16 protein-coding genes and 1 pseudogene are annotated in these 19385 nt (G+C 66.7%); 10 read left to right on the top strand and 7 right to left on the bottom strand.

All coding sequences use genetic code 11. The features are described from left to right. Nucleotides 1-315: 315 nt before the first annotated feature. Nucleotides 316-1437 (bottom strand): citrate synthase 2, encoded by a 1122-nt coding sequence (locus EET03_RS22350; protein WP_063472397.1) that lies wholly within the window; start codon nucleotides 1435-1437, stop codon nucleotides 316-318. A 91-nt stretch (nucleotides 1438-1528) separates the two neighbouring features. Here EET03_RS22350 and pdxH point away from each other — a divergent pair, with 91 nt between their 5' ends. Both pdxH and EET03_RS22340 read left to right on the top strand, forming a co-directional pair. Beyond that, nucleotides 1529-2155, top strand: a complete 627-nt coding sequence (gene pdxH, locus EET03_RS22345) for a pyridoxamine 5'-phosphate oxidase (protein WP_075544949.1) — start codon at nucleotides 1529-1531, stop codon at nucleotides 2153-2155. 534 nt (nucleotides 2156-2689) lie between these two features. Further along, nucleotides 2690-3985 carry a citrate synthase gene (locus tag EET03_RS22340; protein WP_099193741.1) on the top strand — a complete coding sequence of 432 codons (1296 nt, stop codon included), beginning with the start codon at nucleotides 2690-2692 and terminating at the stop codon, nucleotides 3983-3985. Nucleotides 3986-4057: 72 nt separating this feature from the next. Here the strand turns inward: EET03_RS22340 and EET03_RS22335 are convergent, their stop codons facing one another. Both EET03_RS22335 and EET03_RS22330 read right to left on the bottom strand, forming a co-directional pair. After that, nucleotides 4058-5620, bottom strand: a complete 1563-nt coding sequence (locus EET03_RS22335) for a phytoene desaturase family protein (RefSeq protein WP_075544947.1) — start codon at nucleotides 5618-5620, stop codon at nucleotides 4058-4060. A 30-nt stretch (nucleotides 5621-5650) separates the two neighbouring features. Next, nucleotides 5651-5914, bottom strand: coding sequence for a DUF2630 family protein (locus tag EET03_RS22330; protein ID WP_063472393.1), 264 nt, complete (start codon nucleotides 5912-5914; stop codon nucleotides 5651-5653). A gap of 107 nt (nucleotides 5915-6021) precedes the next feature. Between EET03_RS22330 and arfA the strand changes: the two genes are divergently transcribed. From arfA to arfC, 3 genes are read left to right on the top strand one after another with little or no spacing between them, the layout of a single operon-like run. Beyond that, entirely contained in the window at nucleotides 6022-7017 is a 996-nt protein-coding gene (gene arfA, locus EET03_RS22325) for a channel-forming protein ArfA/OmpATb (RefSeq protein ID WP_075544952.1), read from the top strand. 12 nt (nucleotides 7018-7029) lie between these two features. Further along, entirely contained in the window at nucleotides 7030-7185 is a 156-nt protein-coding gene (arfB, locus tag EET03_RS30400) for a channel accessory protein ArfB (protein WP_099193740.1), read from the top strand. Next, complete coding sequence (gene arfC / locus EET03_RS22320) at nucleotides 7182-7742, top strand: channel accessory protein ArfC, sunset domain variant (protein ID WP_244232485.1); 561 nt, start codon at nucleotides 7182-7184, stop codon at nucleotides 7740-7742. Before arfB ends, arfC begins: the two co-directional genes overlap by 4 nt. A gap of 13 nt (nucleotides 7743-7755) precedes the next feature. Here the strand turns inward: arfC and prrB are convergent, their stop codons facing one another. From prrB to EET03_RS22300, 4 genes and pseudogenes are all read right to left on the bottom strand, one after another. Continuing rightward, nucleotides 7756-9096: a two-component system sensor histidine kinase PrrB gene (gene prrB, locus EET03_RS22315; protein ID WP_075544946.1), complete on the bottom strand. Its 1341-nt coding sequence runs from the start codon at nucleotides 9094-9096 to the stop codon at nucleotides 7756-7758. Beyond that, nucleotides 9097-9807: a two-component system response regulator PrrA gene (gene prrA, locus EET03_RS22310; RefSeq protein ID WP_023367425.1), complete on the bottom strand. Its 711-nt coding sequence runs from the start codon at nucleotides 9805-9807 to the stop codon at nucleotides 9097-9099. 260 nt (nucleotides 9808-10067) lie between these two features. Then, nucleotides 10068-10945 (bottom strand): annotated as a pseudogene (locus EET03_RS22305) (endonuclease domain-containing protein). 84 nt (nucleotides 10946-11029) lie between these two features. Next, nucleotides 11030-12511, bottom strand: coding sequence for an acetyl-coenzyme A carboxylase carboxyl transferase subunits beta/alpha (locus EET03_RS22300; RefSeq protein WP_075544945.1), 1482 nt, complete (start codon nucleotides 12509-12511; stop codon nucleotides 11030-11032). Between the two features lie 26 nt (nucleotides 12512-12537). Between EET03_RS22300 and EET03_RS22295 the strand changes: the two genes are divergently transcribed. The 5 genes from EET03_RS22295 to EET03_RS22270 form a co-directional block, all read left to right on the top strand. Then, the gene (locus EET03_RS22295; RefSeq protein WP_075544944.1) at nucleotides 12538-13269 is read left to right on the top strand and encodes an enoyl-CoA hydratase; all 732 of its coding nucleotides are present in this window, start codon (nucleotides 12538-12540) and stop codon (nucleotides 13267-13269) included. A 5-nt stretch (nucleotides 13270-13274) separates the two neighbouring features. Continuing rightward, nucleotides 13275-14393 (top strand): MBL fold metallo-hydrolase, encoded by a 1119-nt coding sequence (locus tag EET03_RS22290; RefSeq protein ID WP_082274903.1) that lies wholly within the window; start codon nucleotides 13275-13277, stop codon nucleotides 14391-14393. 76 nt (nucleotides 14394-14469) lie between these two features. Further along, complete coding sequence (locus EET03_RS22285; protein WP_075544943.1) at nucleotides 14470-16062, top strand: serine hydrolase; 1593 nt, start codon at nucleotides 14470-14472, stop codon at nucleotides 16060-16062. Then, complete coding sequence (locus tag EET03_RS22280) at nucleotides 16059-18446, top strand: cation-translocating P-type ATPase (protein WP_075544942.1); 2388 nt, start codon at nucleotides 16059-16061, stop codon at nucleotides 18444-18446. Before EET03_RS22285 ends, EET03_RS22280 begins: the two co-directional genes overlap by 4 nt. A gap of 269 nt (nucleotides 18447-18715) precedes the next feature. Further along, nucleotides 18716-19385 (top strand): PPE family protein (locus EET03_RS22270; protein WP_136625751.1); only part of this gene is annotated, 670 nt, incomplete at its 3' end.

Below are 19385 nucleotides of genomic sequence, written 5' to 3'. Positions count from 1 at the left end.
ATACAGTTCGGTCAGGAGGGCATCGAGGTCTGTCTTCATAACTGTCCATCGGTGCCCTCCAACCACATCCTTCACAAGCCGACACGCCGAGAGTGCAACCACTGCGGCGCCGCTCGGCGTGTCGCCGCCGCCAGTACACACTCGGCGCAGCCGATGCACACTCCGCGCGCAGTTGGGAATTACTCATCTAGACTGCAACGCCCGTTGGCCAGCTATGCCTGGCGACGGCAGGCAACCGGGGGAGCGGCTGCGCGCTGTAAGGGCGGTCTTCGCGTCGAATAAGGCGTCGAATCAGGCGTCGAATCAGGCGTCGAATCAAGCGGACGTTAGAACCTGGTCCCACCCTGCGACAGATTCGGGGCTGCGCGGACCCGGCCCCACATAAATGGCCGACGGGCGGACGAGCTTGCCGAGTCGCTTCTGTTCGAGGATGTGCGCGCACCAGCCAGCGGTGCGCCCGCAAGTGAACATTGCCGGCATCATGTTCGCCGGCACCCGGGCGAAGTCCAAAATGACGGCGGCCCAGAACTCCACATTGGTCTCGATCGCCCGGTCCGGGCGGCGTTCCCGCAGCTCGGCCAATGCCGCCTGCTCCAGCGCCATGGCGACGTCGTAGCGCGGTGCGCCCAACCGTTCCGCGGTTGCGCGCAGCACCCGCGCCCGCGGGTCCTCGGCGCGATAGACCCGGTGCCCAAAGCCCATCAGCTTGTCGCCACGATCCAAGATCTTCTTGACCAGACCACGTGCGTCGCCGGTGCGCTCGACTTCTTCGAGCATCGGCAGCACCCGCGCCGGCGCCCCGCCGTGCAGCGGTCCGCTCATCGCGCCGATCGCTCCGGACAGCGCTGCGGCGACGTCTGCACCCGTGGAGGCGATCACGCGTGCGGTGAACGTCGAGGCGTTCATGCCGTGCTCGGCCGCCGACACCCAGTACGCGTCAATGGCTTCGACATGCCTGGGGTCCGGCTCGCCTTGCCACCGGGTCATGAAACGCGCTGTCACCGTTGAGCATTCGTCGATGACTCGCTGTGGTATGGCCGGCTGATAGATGCCGCGCGCGGATTGTGCGACGTAGGACAATGCCATCACCGATGCACGGGCCAGCTGTTCGCGGGCCGTGCGGTCGTCGATGTCGAGCAACGGCGCGTACCCCCAGATGGGGGCCAGCATCGCCAATCCCGCTTGCACGTCGACCCGCACATCGCCGGTGTGGATGGGCAGCGGGAACGGTTCGGCTGGCGGCAGCCCATGGCCGAATTCGCCGTCCACCAGCAGCGCCCACACGTCTCCGAATGTGACCCGTTGACTCACCAGATCTTCGATATCGACGCCGCGGTAGCGCAATGCGCCGCCGTCTTTATCCGGCTCGGCAATCTCGGTGGTGAAGGCCACCACGCCATCAAGACCAGGGACAAAATCTTCTGGGACCACAGTCATAGGCAAATTCTCGCACCCCACCTCCCCGCGGACGCTACCGGCTGGTAGCGACACCGCTAGCGTTGGCACGATGACAGATCATTTGGCTGGAATGCGGGCGGAGTACGGATCCGTCGAGAAGGACGGAAGCCCCGACCTGGATGAAGCCTGGCTCGCCGACGGATGGCTGGCTTTGTTCCGCACCTGGCTGGCCGACGCTGAACGCGCCGGCGTCGCCGAGCCGAATGCGATGGTGCTAGCTACCGTCGCAGCGGGCCGTCCGGTCAGCCGATCGGTGCTGTGCAAGGGCGTGGACGAGACGGGGATCACCTTTTTCACCAACTACGAGTCGGCCAAGGGCGCCGAGTTGGCGGCTGTGCCTTATGCGTCGGTCACATTTCCGTGGTATCAGCTGGGTCGACAGGTCCACATCCGGGGCCCGGTGAGCCGGGTTGATCCCCGAGTGACCGAGCAGTACTGGTCACAGCGGCCCCGCGGGTCGCAGCTGGGAGCGTGGGCGTCGCACCAGTCGCAGCCGATCGCGTCGCGCGCGGCGCTGCTCGATCAACTTGCTGAAGTGATTGCGCGGTTCGCCGGCGCGGAGCGCATTCCGGTTCCGCCGAACTGGGGCGGTTATCTCATTGGTCCTGCGGTGGTGGAGTTCTGGCAGGGCCGGGAAAACCGGGTACACAACAGGATCCGGGTCATCGGCGGTCATATCGAGCGGCTGCAGCCTTAGGGGCCCGACGATTCGGGGCGCAACGGTGAGGTTGCCAAGCGCGCCGCCGCGAAGCGGCGTAGGGCGACGCGCGGCGCCGCGAGGCGGTTTAGGGGTGGTTTAGGGGCGAATAGTTCCCGTATCAAGCCGCTGGCGGGCCGAGTGTGTAGTGGTGGCTTCGAGTGTGAGCTCACGATGGCCCCAAGGGCTTGGGCTCGCCACAGCCGCACACTCGACGCCACAGCCGCACGCTCGACGCCACAGCCGCACGCTCGACGCCGCGGGCGCACGCTCGACGCCACAGCCGCACGCTCGACGCCGCGGGCGCACGCTCGACGCCACAGCCGCACGCTCGACGCCGTGGGCGCACGCTCGACGCCGTGGCCGCACGCTCGACGCCGTGGCCGCACGCTCGGACAAGCCCGGAAAGACCCGACAAGCGCCGCACGACCGGCAGATTCGACCCCGAGCAGGCGCTCCGTCGTGTCAACGACTACCTTCACCTATACGCACCGAGTGGGGCTGCCATATCAGCCAGAGCGCAAAGGGGTTCTCGTGGCCGACACCGACGACACCGCAACTCTGAAGTACCCGGGAGGCGAGATCGACCTCCAGGTCGTCCATGCCACCGAAGGTGCGGACGGTATTGCGCTCGGTCCGCTGCTCGCCAAGACGGGGTACACGACATTCGACGTCGGCTTCGTCAACACCGCCGCCTGCAAGAGCTCCATCACCTACATCGACGGAGACGCCGGCATTCTGCGCTACCGCGGTTACCCGATTGACCAACTGGCGGAGAAGTCGACCTTCATCGAGGTCTCCTACCTGCTGATCTACGGCGATCTGCCCACCCCTCACCAGCTGGCCGAGTTCACCGACCGCATCCAGCGCCACACCATGCTGCACGAGGACCTGAAGCGGTTCTTCGACGGCTTTCCGCGCAATGCGCACCCGATGCCGGTGCTGTCCAGCGTGGTCAACGCCCTCTCAGCGTATTACCAGGATGCCCTGGACCCGATGGACAACAACCAGGTCGAGCTGTCGACCATCCGCTTGCTGGCCAAGCTGCCCACCATTGCTGCCTACGCCTACAAGAAGTCGGTCGGCCAGCCGTTCCTCTACCCGGAGAACTCGCTGACGCTGGTGGAGAACTTCCTGCGGATGACGTTCGGCTTCCCGGCCGAGCCCTACCAGGCCGACCCGGAGGTGGTGCGGGCGCTGGACATGCTGTTCATCCTGCACGCCGACCACGAGCAGAACTGTTCGACATCAACGGTGCGGCTGGTGGGCTCGTCGCGGGCCAACCTGTTCACCTCCATCTCCGGCGGCATCAACGCGCTGTGGGGCCCGCTGCATGGCGGCGCCAACCAAGCGGTGCTGGAAATGCTCGAGCAGATTCGCGAGAGCGGCGACGACGTGGGCGAATTCGTCCGCAAGGTGAAGAACCGCGAGGCCGGCGTCAAATTGATGGGCTTCGGCCACCGGGTCTACAAGAACTACGACCCACGCGCGCGGATCGTCAAGGAACAGGCCGACAAGATCCTGTCCAAGCTGGGCGGCGACGACTCGCTGCTGGGCATCGCCAAGGAGCTCGAAGAGGCGGCGCTGACCGACGACTACTTCATCGAGCGTAAGCTCTACCCGAACGTCGACTTCTACACCGGCCTGATCTACCGTGCGCTCGGTTTCCCGACTCGGATGTTCACCGTACTGTTCGCGCTGGGCCGGCTCCCGGGTTGGATCGCGCACTGGCGGGAGATGCACGACGAGGGCGACAGCAAGATCGGTCGCCCGCGCCAGATCTACACCGGCTACACCGCGCGCGATTACGTGGCCATCGATGGGCGGTAGCCCATCAGGGCGAGCAGACGCAAGAGCACCCATTTCGGCACGAAATTGGGTGCTTTTGCGTCTGCTCGCGGGTTAGAGGCTGGCCAACACCGCCATGGCGGCGTTGTGCCCGCCGATGCCCGATACCGCGCCGCCGCGGCGGGCACCCGAGCCGCACAGCATGATCCGTTCGTGGCCGGTGGCCACCCCCCATTGCCGGGCCGGTGTGTCCAGCGGCTCGTCGTCCTCGGCGAACGGCCACGACAGGGCGCCGTGGAAGATGTTGCCGCCGGTCATGTGCAGCGCGTGCTGCAGGTCCAGCGTGGTGGTGGTCTCGATGCACGGCCGGCCGTCCGCGTCGGTCATCAGGAGATCCTGAATAGGTTCGGCCAGAACCGAATTCAGTGACGAGAGCACCGACCGCGTCAGCTGGCCGCGGACGGCGTCCGGGTCGGTGCCGGAGCACAGCGAATGTGGCGTGTGCAAGCCGAACACGGTCATGGTGTGCACTCCCGCGTCGCGCAGCCGGTCCGACAGGATGCTGGGATCGGTCAGCGAATGGCAGTACGCCTCGCACGGCAACGGGTCGGGCAGCCGCCCGCCGGCTGCGTGTGAATGCGCGGTGTCCAGCTGGGTCCAGGTCTCGTTGACGTGCAAGGTCCCGGCGAAGGCCTGCTCCGGGGTGACGCCGGCGTCCCGCAACCGGGGTAGTCGGCGTACCACCATGTTCACCTTGATCTGGGCGCCCGGGGTCAGCACGGGCTCCGGTTCGCCCAGCAGGCCGGCCAAAACCGCCGGTGTCACGCCGGCCAGCACGAACCGCCCTCGGATCACATGCTCGTCGCCGTCCGCGCGGTAGTGCACCTCCCCGGTCGGAGCTACCGCGAAAACGTCTGCGCCAGTGGTTATTTCGGCGCCGTGGCGGGCAGCTGCGGCAGCCAGGGCCGACGTCACCGAACCCATGCCGCCGACCGGGACGTCCCAGTCTCCGGTACCCCCGCCCAGCACGTGATACAGGAAGCAGATGTTCTGCCTCAGCGACGGGTCGTCCAGTCGTGCGAAGGTGCCGATCAGCGCGTCGGTCGCGATCACCCCCCGGACCAGGTCGTTAGCCACCGCGCCGGTAATGGCGTGCCCGATCGGCTCGTCGATCATGGCCTGCCAGGCACCCGCCACCACCCGGCCGGCGCGGTCCACGACGTCGCGGCGTGCCTGCTCGCGGGTGCGCAGCGGCTCGATCAGCGTCGGCCAGAGCCGTTCGGTCACCAGTCGGCAACGGCGGTAGAAGGTGTCGAAGCCATGCTCGTCAGCCGCTGCGCCGATCGCAGCGAATGTGCTCGCGCCGTTCGGCCCGACGAGCAGACCAGACCGCCCGGCGGTAGCCGGGTCCGGCGTATACGACGAATACGGTCGACGGGCCAACCGCACGGGCGCGCCCAGGTCGTCGACGATGCGCTGCGGCAGCAGGCTGACCAGGTAGGAATACCGCGATAGCCGGACCTCGACACCCGCGAAGGCCTGCGCCGACACCGCGGCCCCGCCGGTGTGTGACAGCCGCTCCAGCACCCGCACCGCAAGCCCCGCCTGGGCCAGGTAACCGGCCGCGACCAGGCCGTTGTGACCGCCGCCGACGACGACGACATCGAAATCCCGCATGGTGGTGTCGACAGGTAGCCCGGATCGGGGCTAGCTGAGGTAGCCCTCGACTTGGCCGCCGGGACGCAGGTGTGCCTCGCGCGGGTCACCACCGGTTTCGCGCAGTGCCCGTCGCTGCCGCAACAGGTCCCAGCACTGGTCGAGTTCGATTCCGATGCGGCGCAGTTGCTGATGCTCGTCGGACTCGGTGATGTCACCCTGCTGCAGCCGCGTACGCAGCGCCTTCTCCTCGGCGACCAGGTCGCGGATCTGCGCCAGGGTCTCGCTGTCCGTTGGTTTGCTCCCGCCAGCCATTGCTCCAGTGTGCCTGACATTGGCAGTTTCGCCGCTGGACAGTCGGTAGGCTGCATATCGCCTGAGGGCGGGACAGACACTTTTCGAGGGCGAGAGGCGGGGCGATGGTGGGTAGCCAGCCGGTCTCAGACATGCCGCCCGCACCCACCCGCGCGTGGAGACTTCGTCGGCACCCACTCGGCGTCGCCTGGTTGATCGCGCTGGCGGTTATTCCATTGCTGATAGCGGCAATCGGTTACGGCGCGTTCGAACGCCCCACCTCCGTCACCGGGCCGGCCGGTGAGCTGCCCACCCTGACAACGACCAGTAGCACCTCCAACGCCTCCGACGTGTCCTGGTCGCTGCTTTCAATCAGCCGCAGCGGCAACACCATTACGCTTATCGGCGATTTTCCCGATGACAATTCCAAGGCGGCGCTGCTGGCGGCCCTCAGGAACGTGCTGACTCCGGGCGTCACCGTCATCGATCAAATCCGTATCGATCCCCTGGTCCGCGCCCTCGATTTCGCAAACGCGGAACCGGTTTTCACCGCCGGCGCCGCAATCCCGGACTTCAGCCTGAAGGTCGAGAGAAACACCGTGACCTTGTCGGGAACCGCCACATCGCCCGATCAGAAGGATGCGGTGGAGCGTGCAGCCAAAACTGCTTGGCCCGGAGTCACTGTCGCGAACAACATCGAGGTCAAGGCGCCGTCCCCGACGCCGGGCGCCAGTCCACCGTCAGGCTCCGGTGCCTCCGGACCGTGTGCCGACTTACCGGCGGCCATCAATGCTCTGACGGGCGGGGCGATTGCCTTTAAGAATGACGGGGTCAGCCTGACCCCCGCCGACAACCAGATCCTGAGCCAGGTAGCCGCCAAACTCAAAGCCTGTCCGGACGCACGCGTGACCGTTAACGGCTACTCCGACAACGGCGGCGGCGAGGGCATCAACTTTCCGTTGAGTGTTCAGCGGGCCACCACCGTCGCCGACTTCCTCGCCGCCCAGGGAGTTGCCCGCGATCACATCACCGCCCAGGGCTACGGTTCCGCCAACCCCATCGCCGGCAACGACACACCCGAGGGTCGCGCCAAGAATCGCCGCGTCGAAATCGTGGTCAGCTAAGGAGAATCCAGCGTGGATTTCGTGATCCAGTGGTTGTACTGCCTGGCTGCCTTCGTGGCAGGCTCGGCTCTCGCATGGGTGATCGCCACCGTCTTCGTCAAGCCCGCCGGCCAAGAACAGCAAGAACAGCATGTGCACGAGCCGCATGAGACGGACGCAGTGCCGTGACGGGCCACGTGCACTGGTGGCTAGTGGGCCTGGCTTTCGCCCTCGGCATGCTGCTGACCTTCACACTGATGGTCGGTCCCGTCAAAGATCAACTGCCGCAACGCAAGTCGGGCACAGTGCCGCGCCGGCCGCTCAAGAAGGCCGTCGCCCACAAAGGGGCACCGGCGAAGAAGATCCCGGCCGCCAAGAAGGTACCCAGACCCGAGACCCCTGATGCGGACAAGGCGGCATCGCAAGAGATCGCACCCGCGAAAGTTACGCCCGCACAGCAGGTCCCGGACGCGACGGAGTCGGCTGAGCAGACCGTGGTAATCGGGCAATCTTCGCCGCAATCCCCGGCGCGGTTTGCCCCCTACGGCCCGGGCTCCGCGCGCGCCGGCGCCGACGGCAGCGGACCGCAGGGATGGCTGGTCAAGGGCCGCACGGATACCAGGCTCTATTACACCCCCGACGATCCCGACTATGACGCGACCGTGGCCCAGGTCTGGTTCCAGGACGAGGGCGCCGCGGCACGGGCCTTTTTCACGCCCTGGCGCAAGAGCGCGCGACGGGAGTGAAACCGGCGTTCGGTTAGCTCGGGCCGGGAAGTTTCAGCAGCAGCCGCGCGCCGCCCAGTGGGCTGTCCTGCAAAGACGCGGTCCCGCCGTGCAGCTGGGCCTGCTGCGCCACCAACGCCAGCCCGAGACCGGATCCCGAGTGGGACGCCGTCGATCCGCGGGAGAACCGGTCGAACACCACCTGGCGCTCTTCTTCGGGTACTCCACTGCCGTTGTCGTCGATGGCGATCTCGACGCCGGCCCGCGAACTGACGGCCGACAGCTGCACCCGGGTGGCGCCGCCGTGTTTGACGGCGTTGGCGATGGCGTTGTCGACGGCCAGCCGCAAGCCGGCCGGCAGCCCGACGATGATGCAGGTCGGCGATGGCACCAGCGAGACGTCGAGGTCGGGGTAGATGCGCATCGCATCGTGGGCCGCGCGGTCGAGCAGCTCGGTGATGTCGACCGGCACATGATCGTCCGAGGTCGACAATTCGCCCTGGGCCAGCCGCTCCAGCGCGCTGAGGGTGGCTTCGATGCGCGACTGGGTGCGGATCACGTCGTTGAGCACTTCTTTGCGCTGGTCTTCGGGCAGGTCCAGGGTGGACAGCACCTCGAGGTTGGTCCGCATCGCGGTCAGCGGAGTGCGAAGTTCGTGGGAGGACACCGCGGCGAAGTCGCGAGCCGACGCCAGCGCCTCCTTGGTGCGGATTTGCTCGTTCCAGATGCGCTGCAGCATGCCTCGCATCGCCTCGGCGATCTCGATGGCTTCGGTGGCGCCGTGCACTTCGACCCGCGGCGCCTCGTCCCCGGCGTCGATCGACCGCGTTTGTTCGGCCAATTGTTTGAACGGCCGCACCGCGAACACGGCTAGCAGCCAGGCGAACACCGCTGCCGCGCCGATGGCGAAGGCACAGATCAACAGCACCCGGCGGTGCAGGTTGTTGGTCTCGGCGACGGTGGCGTCATAGGTCGCGCCCACCGCTACCGACGTCGGCTCGGGCCCCGGGATCTCCACCGTGCGCACCCGGTAGCGCACCCCGCCGATGTAGGTGTCGGCGTAGTCGTTGTGCAGTTTGGGCAAGGTGATGTCGGAATTCGACTTGACCAGGTCGCCGCGGCGGACCGTGATGAGCGCGTCGCGGTCGTTGGGGGAGCGCGGGATTTCGTCGAGGCCGCGCGGCACGAACGGGATCGCGAAGCCCGCCGCCTCGTCCAGGCGCCGGTCCAGCCGCTCTTTGCGGTCGTTGGTGATCCCCACCCAGACCACCGTGCCGACGATGAGCACCGGGATCGCGGCGCCGATCGCTGTCGCGACCACCACCCGCGTCCGCAACGAAGGCGTACGGGCAAAGATCCGCGACAGGATGTTCACTCACTGCATCCTGAGAACGAAGCCGACGCCGCGCACGGTGTGCAGCAGCCGGGGTCCGCCGTTGGCCTCGAGCTTGCGCCGCAGGTACCCGATGAACACGTCGACGACGTTGGTGTCGGCGGCGAAGTCGTAGCCCCATACCAGCTCCAGCAACTGCGCACGGGACAGCACCGCGGTCTTGTGCTCGGCCAAAACCGCCAGCAGGTCGAACTCGCGCTTGGTCAGGTCGACGTCGACGCCGTTGACCCGGGCCCGCCGGCCGGGGATGTCCACCTCCAGCGGGCCTACCGTGATGGTTTCCGAGGAGGACGTCGCGGTGGAGCCGCGGCGGCGCAGCAGCGCCTTCACCCGTGCCACCAGCTCGGCCAGCACGAACGGCTTGACCAGGTAGTCGTCGGCACCGGCCTCCAGGCCGGCGACTCGGTCGTCGACCGAGCTGCGTGCCGACAGCACGCAGACCGGCACGTCGTTGTCCATGGCACGCAGTGCCGTGACCACGCTGACGCCGTCCAGCACGGGCATGTTGATGTCGAGCACGATCGCGTCCGGGCGGGTCTCGGTGGCGCTGCGCAGGGCCTCGGCGCCGTCGACGGCGGTCGAGACCTCGAACCCGGACAGCCGCAGGCCGCGTTCCAATGAGGCCAGGACATCGGAGTCGTCGTCGACCACCAAGACCCGAGGTGAGCTCACACCAGTCTCCATGCCGCTCATTTTGCCTGATTGTTGCCCGTGGCGGTGGGACGCCGCCCGCCGGGTCGTTTGCGCCTGTCCGGCGAACGCGCGGTGCGGCGTGCATTGCGGACCGGACCACACTGGTCATCTCGCATCGGCTCGACGCGGCCGAGGGTGCAGACCGGGGGTGTTACTCGGGTGATCGGGGCCAGATCACCGCCGACGACGCACCGGGTGAGACGCGTCGCCGGGCCGGGGCGGCCTAGGGCTGACGGGCTGCACCGAGATGTAAGTGGCAGTCACGCGCCTCGGCCTGTCGCGTGCGTGGTGTATGTGTCGCGGTATCCACGTCGCTGAAGAGCCTCGCGGGTCTTGCGCACGATGTCTTCAGGCCGGTCTTCGCCGATCACCCGAATGATGATCCATCCAAGCTCTTCGAGTTCCTGCAGGCGACGCATATCCCGGACGTACTGACGCCGGCTGGTCCGGTGTTGGTCACCGTCGTACTCGACGGCGACTCTGAACAACGGCCATCCCATGTCCAGCAAGGCCACCGTCCGGTAATTGGCGACCACCGGTATTTGTGTCTGCGGCGCCGGAAATCCTGCGTCGACCAGTAGCAGCCGCAGCCACGTCTCCTTCGGAGACGCTGCGCCTGGGTCGACTCGCGCAAGCACCGCCCGCAGCTGCCGCAGGCCGCGGGCGCCGGGGTGTTGCCTGGCGATCAACAGCACGTCCTCGATGGAGAACGGGGTTGCCCGCTTCAGCGCGTCGAGCCGTGCCACCGCCTCTCGGATGGCGAGCTGCCGTGCCAGGTCGAACGCCGTTCGCGCGAGCGTGGTCACCGGAAGGCCCGCGATACGGGTGACCTCGTTGTCCTCGAGGCGCTGATTGCGGGTAGGACGCCTGCGGGCGCGTGTTGATTACGCCAGACCAACTCGACAGGTTCGTTCTCGTCGACCCAATCCGAGCCATGCAGCGCGGCGGCGGCAAGCCCGGCTACGACACCGCGCCGGCCTGACCACAGCCACGCCCCTTCCGAGCGCAGTCGCAGCGACGGTGCCGCATGACGCGCCAGGTAAACGCCGGGATAGAGGGCCCGATAACCGGTACGTAGCTGGTACGGGGTCAGCTTGCCCTGTCGCAGGGCTTCGCTGCCCACGAATATGTCGTTCATGGCTGATAGGACGTCATGACCGACGGACGGGTTCCGCCCAGATATAAGCCACGGTCACGCGCCCCGGCGTGTCGGGTACGTGGTTTATGTGTCGCGCGGCAACCCTATGCGCCGATAGCGCGCCAACCGAGCGGCCATGCGTTCGGCGTCGGGAACCGACCGCAGCGCATGCACCTCGGCCGCGATGGCGCGCGACAGCCGTCGGGCGAACTCGACCGGCTCGGCTGCGGCGTCGGGATACTCGGGCACGATGACGTCGACAATGCCGGCGGCCAGCAGGTCTGCCGACCGGACACCTTGGGCCGCAGCGAGCTCGGCGGCGTGCTCGGTGTCGCGGAACACGATCGCGCTGGCGCCCTCCGGCGGCAGCGGGGCCAGCCAGCCGTGCAGCGCGGCCAGCACCCGGTCGGCGGGCACCATCGCCAGAGCCGGTCCACCGCTGCCCTGTCCTAGCAGCACTGACACCGTCGGGGTGTCCAGTGTGACGAGGTCGGCAAGGCTCTGGGCGATCTGTCCGGCCAGCCCGCCCTGCTCGGCTTCGGCCGACAATGCGGGTCCGGCGGTGTCGATCATCAGGACCAGCGGTAACCGCAGTTCGGCGGCCAGCGCCATGCCTCGTCGGGCTTCGCGCAGCGACGCCGGACCGACAAGACCGCCGACAACTCGTTGCTGGCCGAGAACCACCGCCGGCTGGCCGCAGAAGCGAGCCAACGCCAGCAGCGTCGTCGCCGCTTCGCCAGAACCGGTACCCGAGAGCAGCACCCTGTCGGTGGCACCGTCGCGCAACAGCCGTGCCACACCCGGCCGGTCGGGCCGTCGCGACGCCACCACCGAGTCCCAGGTGGGCACGTCGGGCACCGGCTCGGGCGGTGCCGGCGCCGGCGGCGGCTCGGGAGCATCGGTGAGCACCGTCAGTGACCGGTCGACCGTGCGGCGTAGCTCGTCGAGCGCGACGACGCCGTCGATCACGCCATGGCGTTGCAGGTTTTCCGCGGTCTGGATACCAGGGGGAAAGGGTTCACCGTAGAGCAGCTGGTAGACCCGGGGACCCAGGAAACCGATCAGGGCTCCCGGTTCGGCGACGGTGACATGGCCCAGCGAGCCCCACGACGCGAAAACCCCGCCGGTGGTCGGATTGCGCAGGTAGACGAGGTAGGGCAGGTGCGCCTGCTGGTGCAGCCTGACGGCCGCGGCGATCTTCACCATCTGCAGGAAGGCAACCGTGCCCTCCTGCATCCGGGTGCCGCCGGAACTCGGCGACGCCAGCAGCGGCAGGCGCTCGGCGGTGGCGCGCTCGACGGCGGCGGTAATCCGTTCCGCCGCCGCAACCCCGATCGATCCGGCGAGGAAGTCGAACTCGCACACCACCACCGCCACGCGGCGCCCGAATATCCGTCCCTCGCCGGTCAGCACCGATTCGTCGCGGCCGGTGGCGGCCCGGGCCCGGGCCAGATCACGTGCGTAAGCCTCCGATTCCGGCACCGGCAGCGGGTCGGTGTCCCAACTGGTGAACGAGCCCTCGTCGAGCACCGCATCGCGCAGTTGGTCGGTCGTGATACGACTCACCCGATGAGGCTATATAGGCTGGCGCCATGATCGGTATCACCCTGGCCGAGGCCGTGATGACAATTGAGCTGCAGCGCCCGGAGCGCCGCAACGCCCTGAATTCCCAACTGGTGGAGGAGTTGCGCGAGGCCTTTCTCAAAGCCGGTGACGGGTCGATCCGCGCGATCGTGCTCACCGGCCAGGGCACGGCGTTTTGCGCCGGAGCAGACCTGTCCGGAGACGCATTCGCCGCCGACTACCCCGACCGGCTCATCGAGCTGCACCGGGTCATGGACGCCACGCTGATACCGGTGATCGGCGCCATCAACGGTCCGGCTATCGGCGCGGGCCTGCAGCTGGCCATGCAGTGTGACCTGAGGGTGGTCGCGCCGGAGGCGTTCTTTCAGTTTCCGACGTCCAAATATGGTCTGGCGCTGGACAACTGGAGCATCCGCAGGCTCTCCTCGCTGGTCGGTCACGGACGGGCGCGGGCGATGCTGCTGGCCGCGGAGAAGCTGACCGCGGAGATGGCGTTGCACACCGGAATGGCGAACCGGATCGGGACGCTGGCCGACGCGCAGGCCTGGGCCACCGAGATCGCCGGCCTGGCGCCGCTGGCAATTCAGCACGCCAAGCGGGTGCTCAACGACGACGGCGCCATCGAGGAGCCCTGGCCGGAGCACAAGGAGCTTTTCGATCGCGCCTGGGGCAGCCAAGATGTTATCGAGGCACAGGTCGCGCGCGTGCAGAAGCGGCCGCCGAGGTTTCAGGGGGAATAGTCGTGGTGGTGCGCCGAGCGCTACGCCTGGCCGCCGGCACGGCCTCGCTGGCGGCCGGAGGCTGGCTGGTGCGGGCACTGCACGGCGCACCGGCTGCGCTTGGGGCAAACCCCGCGACCATCCGCGCCATTTCGGAGGGGTCGCCACACTACCGGGACGGCAGCTTCGTCAACGTCGACCCGGGGTCCATATACGTCATGGGGCGTGAGGAACTGCGGCTCATCATCTGGGAGTTCGTGGGTAATCGCGGTGGCAGCATGCCCGCCAAACCGATCCCGCTGGCCGCGCCGGAGATCTACAAAGGTGACGCCAGCCAGCTCGCCGTCAGCTGGTTCGGTCACTCGACGTCGCTGGTGGAAATCGACGGGTACCGGGTGCTGACCGATCCGGTGTGGAGCAACCGGTGCTCGCCCTCGGATCTCGTCGGGCCCCAGCGCCTGCATCCGCCGCCGGTGCAATTGGAGGGCCTTCCGGCCGTCGACGCGGTGGTGATCAGCCATGACCACTACGACCATCTCGATATCGACACCGTCATCGCGTTGACCCGCACCCAGCGCGCGCCGTTCTTCGTGCCGCTCGGGGTCGGTGCCCATCTGCGGTCGTGGGGCATTCCAGAGCAGCGCATCATCGAACTCGATTGGCAGCAGAGCGGCCAGGTTGACCAGCTCAGGATCGTCTGTATGCCGGCACGGCACTTTTCCGGACGCTTCCTGAGCCGCGATAACACCTTGTGGGCGTCGTGGGCGTTCATCGGTCCCAGCCATCGCGCCTACTTCGGCGGTGATACCGGCTACACCAAGAGCTTCGCTCAGATCGGCGCGGACCACGGGCCGTTCGACCTGACGCTGATGCCGATCGGCGCCTACAACACCGCGTGGCCGGATATCCATATGAACCCCGAGGAGGCGATCCGGGCGCATCTGGACGTCACTGATTCCGGCGCGGGGCTGTTGGTGCCGGTGCACTGGGGCACCTTCCGGCTGGCTCCGCACCCATGGTCAGAACCGGTCGAGCGGCTTTTGGCGGCTGCTGAGCCCGAGCGAGTCAAGGTGGCGGTGCCGCTGCCGGGTCAGCGGGTGGATCCGGCCGGGCCGTTGAGATCCAACCCGTGGTGGCGGCTGTAGCTCGAGGGCGTTGAACCGGGCCGCGTGTCACGTCGCTCACGTGGCGCGATTCGGCAGCGGGTTAGAGTGAGCGGCCATGACGAGACGCGCGGCGTCGGCCGCATTAGTTGTGATGTTGCTGGCGCTGGTGGCATGCGGGCCCGCGCAGCGGGCATCCGGCCCGACGTCGGCGCTGTCGCAAGTTCCGCCCAACGAGGTTTCGGGCCTCGACATTCCGGCCGGGCGCATCGACCAGGCAGTGGCGAAACTCGACGGTCTGATCGCCGAGCTGATGAAGACCAGTGGCATCCCCGGCATGGCCGTGGCCGTTGTCCACGGCGGAAAGACGTTGTACGCGAAGGGTTTCGGCATCAAGGATGCCAGCAAGGCCGATGGTCCAGACAACCGGGTGGACGCCGACACCGTCTTCCAGCTGGCATCGGTGTCCAAATCGGTCGGTGCGACGGTGGTGGCGCACGAAGTCGGCACCAATGTGGTCACCTGGGATACGCCCGTCGTCGCGAAGCTGCCGTGGTTCCAACTAAGCGATGCCTACGTCACCAGCCATGTGACCATCGCCGACCTCTACTCGCATCGCTCCGGATTGCCGGACCATGCCGGTGACCCGCTGGAGGATCTGGGTTACGACGGACCGCAGGTGCTGCAGCGGCTTAAGTACTTGCCGCTGGCGCCATTTCGGATCAGCTACGCCTACACCAACTTCGGCGTGACCGCTGCGGCCGACGCGGTCGCGGCCGCGGCCGGCAAATCCTGGGCGGAGCTGTCCGACGAGGTGCTCTACCGTCCGCTGGGAATGACGTCCACCAGCTCGCGGTTCACCGATTTCCTGGGCAGACCCAACCACGCGGTCACCCACATCAAGGTCGGCGATAAATGGGAGGCCCGATTCCAACGGGATCCCGATGCCCAAACGCCCGCAGGCGGGGTCAGCTCCTCGCTCAACGACATGACGCATTGGCTGACCATGGTGCTGGCCAACGGCACCTACAACGGTCAACAGATCACGTCGCCGGAGGCGCTCTTGCCGGCCATCACACCGCAGGTGATCTCGACTCCGGCGCGGTTGCCCAAGGCGCGAGCGGGCACCTATGGTTACGGATTCAACGTGTCGGTGAACTCGTCGGGTCGCACCCAGTACGGTCATTCCGGCGGATTCGGCTTGGGGGCCGCGACAAATTTTACGGTCCTGCCGTCCGAAGACCTCGCCATCATTGCCCTGACCAATGCCGCGCCGTACGGAGTGCCGGAAACGCTGACGGCCGAATTCATGGACCTGGTTCAGTACGGCCAGGTCCGCGAGGACTGGGCGACCCTGTACAAGCAGCAACTTGCCCCGCTGAACAACCCGGAGGGGTCGCTGGTCGGCAAACAACCTCCGGTCAGCCCCGCGCCGGCACGGCAGTTGAGCGACTACGTCGGGGTCTATGCCAACGACTACTGGGGTCCGGCCACCGTGACCGAACATGACGGCCAGCTGCAGCTGGCGCTGGGGCCGAAGAACCAGCCATTCACGTTGACGCATTGGGACGCAGACACTTTCACGTTCCCCCTGTCAACCGAAAACGCTTTACCCGGATCCATTTCCAAGGCCGTCTTTTCCGGCTTCCCGGTCGCCACGCTGAACCTCGAATACTACGACGCCGACAGGCTGGGAACGTTTACCCGATGAGTGTCGCGCCCGGCTTGACCGATGCCGAAGTGGCACAACGGTTAGCCGAGGGCAAGAGCAACGACATCCCGGAACGGACCACCCGCAGCGTCGCGCAGATCATCCGGGCCAACGTGTTCACCCGCATCAACGCGATCCTAAGCGTGCTGCTGGTGATCGTGTTGGCGACGGGCTCGGTGATCAACGGGCTGTTCGGTCTGCTCATCATCGCCAACAGCATCATCGGCATGATCCAGGAGCTCCGGGCGAAGCAGACGCTGGACAGCTTGGCGATCCTGGGGCAGGCCAAACCCTTGGTGCGCAGACGATCCGGTACTCAGACCCGTTTGCCGAGCGAAGTCGTGCTGGACGACATCATCGAAGTCGGTCCGGGAGACCAGGTTGTCGTCGACGGTGAGGTCGTCGAGGACAGGAACCTCGAGGTTGACGAATCACTGCTGACCGGTGAGGCGGACCCGATCGCCAAAGACCCCGGCGACGCGGTGATGTCGGGCAGTTTCGTCGTCTCCGGAGCCGGAGCCTACCGCGCGACCAAAGTGGGCCGGGAAGCATACTCGGCCAAGCTGGCCGCCGAGGCCAGCAAGTTCACTTTGGTGAAATCCGAACTGCGCAACGGTATCAACAGGATTCTGCAGTTCATCACCTACCTGTTGGTGCCCGCGGGACTGCTGACCGTCTACACCCAGCTGTTCACCACGAAGGCCGGGTGGCGAGAATCGGTGCTGCGGACGGTGGGTGCCCTGGTGCCGATGGTGCCCGAAGGTCTGGTGTTGATGACGTCGATCGCGTTCGCGGTCGGCGTCATCCGGTTAGGCCAACGCCGATGCCTGGTGCAGGAATTGCCCGCCATCGAGGGGCTGGCCCGAGTCGACGTGGTTTGTGCCGACAAGACCGGCACGCTGACCGAAAGCGGTATGCGGGTATCCCAGGTCAGCGGATTGGGCACTGCTGACGATCGTGTCGTGGACGTGCTGGCTTCCCTTTCTGCTGTCGACGCCCGACCCAATGCCAGCATGCAGGCGATCGCTGCGGCCTGTCATTCGCCGCCCGGCTGGATCCCAACTGCGACAGCGTCTTTCAAGTCCGCGACCAAATGGAGCGGCGCCTCGTATCGTGACCACGGCAACTGGGTGATCGGCGCGCCCGATGTGCTGCTCGACTCGGCATCGGCAGCCGCCGAACAGGCGGAGCGCATTGGGGCACAGGGGTTGCGGGTGCTGCTGCTGGGTGCTTCCGACGTCGCTGTGGACCATCCCGACGCGCCCGGACGGGTCACCCCGGTCGCTCTGGTGGTGCTCGAGCAGAAGATCCGGCCCGACGCCCGCGAAACGCTTGAATACTTTGCCGACCAAGGCATTTCGGTAAAGGTGATCTCCGGCGACAACGCCGTGTCGGTCGGGGCGGTCGCCGCCAAGCTTGGGCTGCAGGGCGAGGTGCTGGATGCGCGTCATCTCCCTACCGGGCCCGCCGAACTGGCCGACGCGTTGGAATCCTTCACGACGTTCGGCAGGGTGCGTCCCGACCAGAAGCGAGCCATTGTGCACGCCCTGCAGTCGCACGGGCATACCGTGGCGATGACCGGCGACGGCGTCAACGACGTGCTGGCCCTCAAGGACGCCGACATCGCCGTGGCGATGGGGGCGGGTAGCCCGGCGTCGCGCGCAGTAGCGCAGATCGTTTTGCTGGACAACAGGTTTGCCACCCTGCCCTACGTGGTCGCCGAAGGCCGCCGGGTGATCGGCAATATCGAACGGGTCGCGAACCTGTTTCTGGCCAAAACTGTGTATTCGGCGCTGCTGGCGTTGCTGGTGGGGATCGAGTGCTTGCTTGCCAAGCCGCTGGGGGCCGATCCGCTGCTGTATCCGTTCCAACCGATCCATGTGACCATCGCGGCGTGGTTCACCATCGGCATTCCGTCATTCATCCTGTCCCTGGCGCCCAACAACGAGCGCGCGTATCCCGGCTTCGTTCGACGCGTGTTGACCTCCGCATTGCCGTCCGGACTTGTGGTGGGCACGGCGACTTTCGTTTCCTACCTCGTCGCCTATCCTGGCCGTCACTCGACATGGCATGAACGGACGCAAGCCTCAACGGCGGCCCTGATCACACTGCTGGTGACCGCGCTATGGGTGCTTGCGGTGGTGGCACGGCCCTATCAATGGTGGCGTCTGGGACTGGTTACGGCGTCCGGGGCGGCCTATTTGGTGATCTTCAGCCTTCCTTTGGCGCAGAAGAAGTTTTTCCTGGACCCGTCAAATCTCGTTGTGACGTCGATTGCCTTGGGCATCGGCGTGATCGGAGCTGGTGCGATCGAGGCGACGTGGTGGATTCGGGCCAGAGTGCTCGGTGTCAAACCGCAGGTATGGCGGTGTCCGGAAAAGTAAACGACCGAGACGTCAATACGGTCGGAAGTCAAAGGCGTGGCATGCCGGACCGCATGTGTATAAATACTTTGCATCACGCTATCTAAGAATGGTTCGTTGTCGCGGTCTATTTTGCCGAAAACGCGAAATTCTTGCCGCGCTCGCCGTATGCTGACGGGAAAATCCGCTTGACGGCAGCCGGCTGAATCCCGGTGACCGCCGGATTGTCGCAGGCAGTGATCGCGATGGGTGGCCCCCGATGCGACGGCCACCTGGAGAGGTTGCCGCGAATGAATTTTTCGGTCTCGCCACCGGAGATCAATTCGGCCCGCATATTCAGCGGTGCCGGAGCAGGCCCGATGCTGGCCGCGGCGGCGGCCTGGGACCAGTTGGCCGGCGAGCTGGGATCGGCGGCAACCGCGTTCTCGTCAGTGACCTCGGCGCTGGTGGGTTCTTCCTGGCAGGGCCCGGCGTCGGCGGCGATGGCAAGCGTCGCCGGAAGCTATCTCGGATGGTTGTCCTCGGCGGGAGCGCAAGCGGCGCAGGCGGGTGGTCAGGCTCGGATCGCCGCGGCCGCGTTCGAGGCGACCCGCGCCGCCACGGTGCATCCGGCAGCGGTTTGGGCCAACCGTTCTCAGCTGGTTTCGCTGGTCGCCTCCGACCTGCTCGGCTTCAACGCGCCCGCGATCGCCGCCGTCGAGGCCGTCTATGAGCAGATGTGGGCCCAGGATGTGGCGGCGATGTTCGGGTATCACGCCGGTGCTTCGGCGGCCGCGTCGGCGTTGACGCCGTTCATCCAGTTGGTGCAGAACCCCGTCGCCGCCGGTGAGGCGTTGGTCGCGGCCGCGCAGGCCGCCGTCTTCAGCCCGCCGGGCCGGGTGAGTGTTTTTAATGCGGGGTTGGCGAATGTGGGGGTGGGCAATGTTGGGTTTGGGAGTGTGGGTGATGGGAATGTGGGTG

This window comes from Mycobacterium innocens, from assembly GCF_900566055.1.
Classification (GTDB): Bacteria; Actinomycetota; Actinomycetes; order Mycobacteriales; family Mycobacteriaceae; genus Mycobacterium; species Mycobacterium innocens.
This window is presented reverse-complemented; position numbering and strand designations above follow the sequence as displayed.